This window comes from Acinetobacter sp. RG5, assembly GCF_031844265.1.
Lineage (GTDB): Bacteria > Pseudomonadota > Gammaproteobacteria > Pseudomonadales > Moraxellaceae > Acinetobacter.
The window spans coordinates 1-7,110 of the sequence record NZ_JAUZUV010000035.1; the positions used below are offsets into that span (position 1 = coordinate 1).

The following is a 7,110-nucleotide window of genomic DNA, read 5'->3' on the forward strand; positions in this document are numbered from 1 at the left end:
AACAAGTCATCGCAAGCATCTTTTAACGCCTGATAAGCCGTATTTCGATGTACACCAAACTGATTAATATAACTTTCAGCATGAACTGTTAGTGGATCATTAGCATTTATCCCTTTACCCGATTCCCTTGCTTCAACAATAGCTAGGAGAATTAACCTCTGTTCAACTAGATCGAGGTTATAACTGGCATTGATTAAGGCGTTATCTTTAACAACTAGTTCTGTTTTCATATGAAAAGATTATATTTTTAATTCAATAAGACGAGGTTATATAATTATCTCGCTTAATGCAAGGTAAACCTCGTTTTAATGCAAGGTAAACCTCGTTTTAATGCAAGGTAAACCTCGTTTTAATGCAAGGTAAACCTCGTTTTAATATCTCTAGAACCATTATGAATAAAGGATTACAGCTTAATTAAAAGCATTTAAAAGCTTAAAAATAATTAAAAGCCCAGGGAGTAAAAAATTGCCCTTGGTTTTCGCTTCGCTCAAACTCTATTGAATCTCGCTTTCGCTCGATTCGTCGGGGCAATTTTTGGTTCATATTTTCGTGAATTTGAGAAAAAGCAAAAGCAAGATCAAAAGCAGCTCGGAATTCGCTTCGCTCATGAGCTTTTTTTCTCGCTACGCTCGATTTAAGAATCAAATTTGGAAAGTTCGCACCCATGCGGGATGCTCTGTAGGGTAGGTGATTAATGGATAGGGAGCTTGTAATCAGGGAAAGGGATGGGCAAATTTTCTCAGTTCGCTCGTAGACACTCGCTCTGTTTAGCGACTCATGCCACGAGATTTCATTTTAGGCGCATGTTGCTGTGCTTTGAGCTGTTGTTCCTGTCTGAGTTTCATCTGTTGTTCTGCTTTGATCTCATCCACACATTTTTTAATGACTTGATAGGATGGGTATAGAGTCTGGTATTGCTTGGCTTTGGCTGGATGTTGTTGTTGGTACTGCTTCCAGGCATGTTCTTTAAACTTTTCATTTTCCAATAAATCCTTCACACCATGTTTTTTCTGGTGTTCATGCTGACCTTTCAGCTTTTTGTGCTCCTGGTAAATCGCATCACGTTGGGCTTCCCAGGCTTTTTTTCCAAACAGTAAGGGTTTGTTCTGAGTTAATTCGTTGTGTTGATCGACCAGGCTTTGCAATTTGTCATGACTTTGCTTGAGTCCGCTTTTCACGATCTCCTGGGCAAGCTGCTGATTGAACTCATTTTGATGTTTGTGGTGCTTGGTCAGGGTTATTTCGGCTTGTTTGAGATTACGCTGCATGAAATCCAGGTCTAGATTCGCGTCTTTTGCGCTGATTTCGCGTTTTAGCACTTTGCCAAGGGTTTCCCTCTGTTTTTCCTCAAACAGGGCTTTTTCGTCAATTGGTGGCGTTTTAGCGCTATTTTTGATTTGGATCTGCTGTTCTGTTTTCAGTGTGCTGAGTTTGATCTCATTTTCAGCAATCAGCAGATCCATATTTTTGCTGTATTGCAGCTGAGCCTGATTTCTCTGTTTGATTTCGTCATTGCTTCGGCTGATTTCGGTCTCAATCCCTTTTCGGCGCAGTTCGGTGACTTTCGGCCCTTCGTGCAGCGTGGCTTCTAAACCATTCTCCTGGTCTTTGTAGCTGCGGTGGTCGACTCGGGCAGTGTATCCAGCCAGATCCAGGTGCATATTGCAGATATCGGCAAAGTGTTCGCGCCAGTGTTCGATTTCTCCACTGTGTTTCTGATCCAGTTCCCGGGTTTTCTCGGTGAAGCCTTCCTGAGTAAGTTTGCGTGTGCTCATCAGGATATGCGCGTGATAATTGCGTTCATCACTACCAGATCCAGTATGCGGTGCATGAATACAGGCATCGATGGCCACCTGATGTCTGTCCACGATACTGGCGCATAGCTCTTCGAGCATGGCCAGGCGTTGTTCCTGATTTAATTCACTTGGAAAAGCGATTTCAAATTCTCGGGCAACTGTCGAGTTTTTTCGGGTTTCCCGTTGTTCAACTTCGTTCCAGAGTCTTTCCCGGTTTTTTAAATGTTCTGGTGCGCCTTCGGGTAAATAAATTTCTTTATATTCCACACCTGTTTTTCGGCTGTAATCATGTTCTCGGCCCTCACGTTCACAATAGATCTTTTCACCTGCCCGATAGGCAATCGCAGCAGTAGCGGAACGCCCTGCTGATCGTGCTACGGTTTTGACTGAAAAGTGGTAAATCGCCATGCCTATTTTCGCTTTTAAATTTTCACGTAGTGAAATACAACCGTGGATACGGTTGTCGGGGTATTGGGGAGACCCCAATCGGACTTGCAAACGAAGTTTGCATAAGTGCGCTCTTCGAGGAAAACATTACTATACATATAGCACCTTGAATGCATATTCAAGTGCGCTTATGTTAGGGATGGTTTCCCAGGATGATGGTATTGGATTAATGAGCGTTACTGAAACACTAGACAGCAAAATTAAAGCCCAGGAAGAAAAGCTGAAACAGCTTAAAGCTCAAAGACAAGCAGCACTTGCAAGAGAACGTGCTAAAGAGAAAGAACAGGCTCGTAAAGATGATACTAGACGCAAAATTCTAATCGGATCTTGTATGCTAAAAATCACTGAAGAAGATGAACAGGCCCGGGCAAAATTGATTGCACAGATGGACAAGTATTTGACTGATGAACGTGATCGTAAGCTCTTTAATTTATAAGTGATAGGAAATCAATCATGGCATTGAGCCAATTCGATATTATTAAGTCTTTAGGTGAATCTATTGAATGGTTTGAAAAAGAACTCTCTTGGGGAATGCCTATTGCAGAATTAAGGCATTTAACAGGAAGAATTGGGGAACTTTATGTAGCTATGATGACCTTAGGACAATTAGCTGATTCAGTTAATCAGAGAGGTTATGATGTAGTTTCCAGTACTGGACAAAGAATTTCTGTTAAGACTGTTACTACAGCAAGTCATGTCGATTTTAATCTTAAAACGATTGAGTTAGTGGACAGAATTATTGTTTTAAGAATTAACCCAGAGGACCTCTGTATTGAAGTAGTCTATGACTTAAATATGGAGCAGTTTCAGGCTAAGTCACGAGAATACAAAGGGAAATATATTTTAGGTATTTATAACAAAATACTTTTAGCTAATTCAAAAATAAATATAGGGTTAAATATTCCTACTGAAACAGAACTGAAAGTTGAAAATAATCATGAGCTATTGATTTTAAATAATATTTTTTATGATGGATATGAGATAAAACAATATGAAAATGCAAAAATTGAAGTTTATAAGGATGGTGAAAAACAACCATCAGCTAAAGAAATTTTGAGGCAGATAGCCCTCCCTTTAAATGTCTCTTTAAATAATTCAGCCGGAAATCCTAAAAATACTCAGCAATTAGGGGATCATGTGATCAAGGCAATAAAGAACTTTAGATCAACCTGATTTCGCATAAGAGATTTTATGTTAAATGCATGATCAAAAGACTTAATTCATAAGTCTTTTGAAAGCACTTTATTATATTAATTTTATTCTAAATAATTTTTGTACTGGTTAAGTTAAAGCTTTACTTTTTAAGATAGAAAAGCTATCTCCATGTGTGCTTAACAGCTCTATAAAAGCTGGAATAGTAGAGCTATTCAGTAAATAAGGATTAAATTCATCATTATGATAATGCTTAAAGAAATCAATAACTTCTTTATGAATCATGACATATTTCATATGCCATGCAGAAAATAAATATTTTTCGATATTTTCGAAAGATAAAACTTCACAGTTTTTATGACGTGGATCTTTTAAAATTTTTTCATAAAATAGATATTCTACTTTATCTTTCTGACCTTCTAAGCATTGAATAAAGTAATCGTTTCCATAATAAAGAACACCATAAATTTCATTTAGGCTATTAAAAGCTACGGCTTCTGTCAAAATATCATATAGATCATTTACCGGATTAATATTACTTTTGATCTTACTTACATATAGTAGTCTAAAGTCATTCATAGCTTTTGCCTTAATGAAAATTTTAAAAATTTTTAATACGATTAGGGTCTGTTGACATTTCAAGTATAGAATTTACCCGATAAAGGTAGCCAAATAAATATACAAGCTAATGAACCGTACCGGGTTTGTCGGAGACTTTTTTATTTAAGTTATCCGACTGGTCCTGCAGCGACTTTAATTCGCATTCTGGATGCCCATCCAACTTTGATCTAAATATTTTAGATAATAAAAAACCCCGGCATCCTGCCGGGGTTTTTCATCGTTGCTGATTGTGCTGTTGTACCCTCTGGTCCATGTGCAATAACTTATAATTTTTGTTTTATGTTATGGAACATCCTGTTCCTGATGACTTGATCATAGGAAAATTCCACTGTTCCAGGTAGTAGCAAAGGGCCGAGATTGATGTGCGCCAAAGCGTACAAAATAGCCTAAATTTTATCCCCAGAAATTGGGGATATTTTTGGCCCTGGGAAGACCGAGAACATTGGGAAAATGTCGAATTTGAGCATTTTTTAACCGATTTTATTGGCTAAATGTTACAGATCTGCTTAAAAAACACACGAGTTGTTAAAACGTCTGTTTTTTGATCTTTGGGGTTTTGAATTTGTGAGTTTAAGTATTTGATAAATAAAGCTATTTAAAAAGGCATTTCGTATAATGCCCATTATGTTAAATAGTGGGATGAATTTTACAAAAATCGGTATAGTAATAGTATCTTTAACTTAAAATATAAAAAGTGTATTTTTGAAAAAAACATTGTATATCAATATATTATCATTTCTTTTGACATCATTATCTTTATTTTATCAGAGATATATCCCTGTTAATCGTATAGTTGTCGATAGGGTGGAAGAAGTAGATAGACTTGCAGGAGGTTTTCCCTTTGTATTCTTAATTGATGGAGATTTCACTTCACCTGGTAACAATATAAGCGTGTTATTTATTTTTTGGGATTTAGATGAGTTCCTTCTTCACTACTTTATCTTGGACTACTTATTTTGGCTTAGTTTTCTGTTGATTTGTTATTTATATCTCAAAAAGAGAAAAAATCGAGTCTAATCTATCTTGTAGCGTTCCTAAAATTAACATAATACACGTTATGCGAAATTAGAAAAATGAGTTTATTGCACTGATATTTATCTGTTTTTTAAATTTTAGACCTGGGTTGGTGCCCAGGTTTTTTTATTGCGTATAACAGCCATTATGTTAAATAACATTGATTTTAGTTGATTATTCATCCTTATAGCTTTTGAAAACTTGCAGAACTTTTCTTAATTTGTAATCCTTGCTGCCAAGGGTGCCTAGCTAAGCTAAGGCAGGTATTTGTTGTAGTCGGGCCGCTATAACAGGATGAAGAGTACCTGTATGTTTAATCTAAATATTTTTAATAAGATTTCTACTGAAGTCTTAACCTATAAGAATGCCCTTGAACTGAATTCAGAGAATCAATTAATCATAAAATATAAGACCTCCAGTTCTGATGAATATAGAAAAGCTATTGTCTTGATTCTAAAAGAGCGAGGATATAGTAGGTTGGAAATAGGGCAGTTACTTGAGAGTTAATTCTTAAAATTTCCTAAAATTAACATAATACACCTTATACGAAATTCTTGATATTTCTCTTTAAATATCATTATATTAACGTAAGCCGTTCTGGAGTATAGGGCACCAGAACGGCTTTTTATTGATTATTCATGTTCCACGATCACTAATTGAGCGATGTTCCACGGTTTTATTCAGTTTTAATAAACATCATCCGGTTTTTTGAGGAGTCATTATTTCAAGTGCTTGCACTGAAATTGGCTCTTCAAAAAACTGGAGTCTTGGCTAACCATATGGAAGGAAAAAGCGGCTTAGGAAGCCTCTCTTCTTCTGTTCTGGTTCAACATGCTCCGGGATAGGAATACGCTTATTGTCTTGCTGAGGAGTAGTCAATTCGTCATAGTTCGTTGCTAGTTCCGACCGAGGATCCGTTGCTATATCCTGTTTAAAGCTCTGATCGGTAAAGGTAGTCATATTGGCTTTTGGTGCTTCTAGTAAGCGCTGCATAGCTTCAATCTGTTCTTGATAAAACGATTCACGTTCTAAAGATTGATTTTCTCTCTGTATTGCCTGATTTAATTGTTTTTCCAGTATGTCAACTTGACGTTTTAGTAAGTCAACTTCTGTCAAGTTTTGACTGTTAATTGATTGACTTTGATTGACTGTATCCTCTTTTTTTTGTGGTTCCCCAAAAACTCTTAGGGCCTCTGAAAAGTCAATTAATCCATCAGATCCTTTAGATAAATTTCCTTTGTTTATATGTGCATATATGGCTTGTCTTGAATATCCATAAAGCTTAGCTAACTCTGAAACTGACAGTTTTTTCATTATGTAAACCAGTTTTCAACTTGTGTTAATACCTGACTGTTAACTTAACAATTTCAATTAACAATGTCATTGAAATCCTAATTTTCTGAGTAAAGGAAGTAATTCCTTAAATTTCTCTGCATCTTGCAGCATGGCAGCTATACGTACAGCAAACTGCTGATAGCTTTCTGTGCCTTGTGAATATTTACTCATCTCAGGAAGCTCTGAGAGCTTGTTGGCGAATAGATGGCGTTGTTTATCTGTTATTTTTGAAAAGAGGTCTAATGTATTCGGATCTCTTTTAGATTCGACTGAATGCGTGGCTGATTTTTTCTGTTTAAAGCTAAATGAAAAACCAGTAATAGATCTACCTGTTTTATGCTGTTCAACTTTGACAGTAATATCGGTATGTTCATTTACTTGTTTTAATGCAATGTCTAAAACATATTTTTTAAAATCATACATTCGTTTGTATTCAGTCTCGAGTACACCTATTTTTTGTCTAAAATCATACATAGTTATGAGAGGCGTTTTTCCAGTACTACGCCATGCAATCAATATTTCATATAAACGAACAGCATAAGCACTTGTTAAATTACTTATTTGTTGTATTTCATACTTTGTAAATTGTTCTTCTAACCTAGTAATTAAAGGCACAATAGCAGGGGCAAAAATAAGTCTAACGACAGCTTCATTATCAATATAAGCCACCTCGCTCACCCATCTTGATTTGTGATTAATAATGTTACCTTTTTCACTAAGACTCTGATAACTGAATTGTCTTGCA

General features: G+C 36.2%; 10 protein-coding genes. 4 read left to right on the top strand and 6 right to left on the bottom strand.

Annotated elements, in window-relative coordinates; all coding sequences use genetic code 11:
* The 3 genes from Q9R21_RS14645 to mobQ all read right to left on the bottom strand — a co-directional run.
* Positions 1-230 (bottom strand): RepB family plasmid replication initiator protein (locus Q9R21_RS14645; protein ID WP_311204765.1); only part of this gene is annotated, 230 nt, incomplete at its 3' end.
* A 202-nt stretch (positions 231-432) separates the two neighbouring features.
* Entirely contained in the window at positions 433-666 is a 234-nt protein-coding gene (locus Q9R21_RS14650) for a hypothetical protein (RefSeq protein WP_034429840.1), read from the bottom strand.
* Between the two features lie 101 nt (positions 667-767).
* Positions 768-2,204, bottom strand: a complete 1,437-nt coding sequence (mobQ, locus tag Q9R21_RS14655; RefSeq protein ID WP_092692972.1) for a MobQ family relaxase — start codon at positions 2,202-2,204, stop codon at positions 768-770.
* 208 nt (positions 2,205-2,412) lie between these two features.
* Between mobQ and Q9R21_RS14660 the strand changes: the two genes are divergently transcribed.
* The gene (locus tag Q9R21_RS14660) at positions 2,413-2,679 is read left to right on the top strand and encodes a hypothetical protein (protein WP_006581723.1); all 267 of its coding nucleotides are present in this window, start codon (positions 2,413-2,415) and stop codon (positions 2,677-2,679) included.
* A 17-nt stretch (positions 2,680-2,696) separates the two neighbouring features.
* Positions 2,697-3,416: a DUF6998 domain-containing protein gene (locus Q9R21_RS14665; RefSeq protein WP_001218546.1), complete on the top strand. Its 720-nt coding sequence runs from the start codon at positions 2,697-2,699 to the stop codon at positions 3,414-3,416.
* 108 nt (positions 3,417-3,524) lie between these two features.
* On the opposite strand, the gene Q9R21_RS14670 is transcribed toward Q9R21_RS14665, so the two are convergent.
* Positions 3,525-3,974, bottom strand: a complete 450-nt coding sequence (locus tag Q9R21_RS14670) for a BLUF domain-containing protein (protein WP_311204766.1) — start codon at positions 3,972-3,974, stop codon at positions 3,525-3,527.
* Positions 3,975-4,718: 744 nt separating this feature from the next.
* On the opposite strand from Q9R21_RS14670, the gene Q9R21_RS14675 reads away from it, so the two are divergent.
* Both Q9R21_RS14675 and Q9R21_RS14680 read left to right on the top strand, forming a co-directional pair.
* Entirely contained in the window at positions 4,719-5,033 is a 315-nt protein-coding gene (locus tag Q9R21_RS14675; RefSeq protein WP_227554090.1) for a hypothetical protein, read from the top strand.
* Between the two features lie 306 nt (positions 5,034-5,339).
* Positions 5,340-5,537, top strand: a complete 198-nt coding sequence (locus Q9R21_RS14680) for a hypothetical protein (protein ID WP_004897314.1) — start codon at positions 5,340-5,342, stop codon at positions 5,535-5,537.
* A gap of 264 nt (positions 5,538-5,801) precedes the next feature.
* Here the strand turns inward: Q9R21_RS14680 and Q9R21_RS14685 are convergent, their stop codons facing one another.
* Together Q9R21_RS14685 and repM are read right to left on the bottom strand one after the other, a co-directional pair.
* Entirely contained in the window at positions 5,802-6,344 is a 543-nt protein-coding gene (locus Q9R21_RS14685; protein ID WP_004896925.1) for a plasmid replication DNA-binding protein, read from the bottom strand.
* Between the two features lie 66 nt (positions 6,345-6,410).
* On the bottom strand, positions 6,411-7,110 hold a 700-nt coding region (gene repM / locus Q9R21_RS14690), incomplete at its 5' end, for a replication initiation protein RepM (RefSeq protein ID WP_311204767.1).

Excerpts from the sequence above, each read along its gene's own strand:
- Q9R21_RS14670 (WP_311204766.1), bottom strand. The coding sequence starts at position 3,974 with ATGAATGACTTTAGACTACTATATGTAAGTAAGATCAAAAGTAATATT.
- Q9R21_RS14665 (WP_001218546.1), top strand. The coding sequence starts at position 2,697 with ATGGCATTGAGCCAATTCGATATTATTAAGTCTTTAGGTGAATCTATT.
- Q9R21_RS14660 (WP_006581723.1), top strand. The coding sequence starts at position 2,413 with ATGAGCGTTACTGAAACACTAGACAGCAAAATTAAAGCCCAGGAAGAA.
- Q9R21_RS14685 (WP_004896925.1), bottom strand. The coding sequence starts at position 6,344 with ATGAAAAAACTGTCAGTTTCAGAGTTAGCTAAGCTTTATGGATATTCA.
- Q9R21_RS14680 (WP_004897314.1), top strand. The coding sequence starts at position 5,340 with ATGTTTAATCTAAATATTTTTAATAAGATTTCTACTGAAGTCTTAACC.
- mobQ (WP_092692972.1), bottom strand. The coding sequence starts at position 2,204 with ATGGCGATTTACCACTTTTCAGTCAAAACCGTAGCACGATCAGCAGGG.
- Q9R21_RS14650 (WP_034429840.1), bottom strand. The coding sequence starts at position 666 with ATGGGTGCGAACTTTCCAAATTTGATTCTTAAATCGAGCGTAGCGAGA.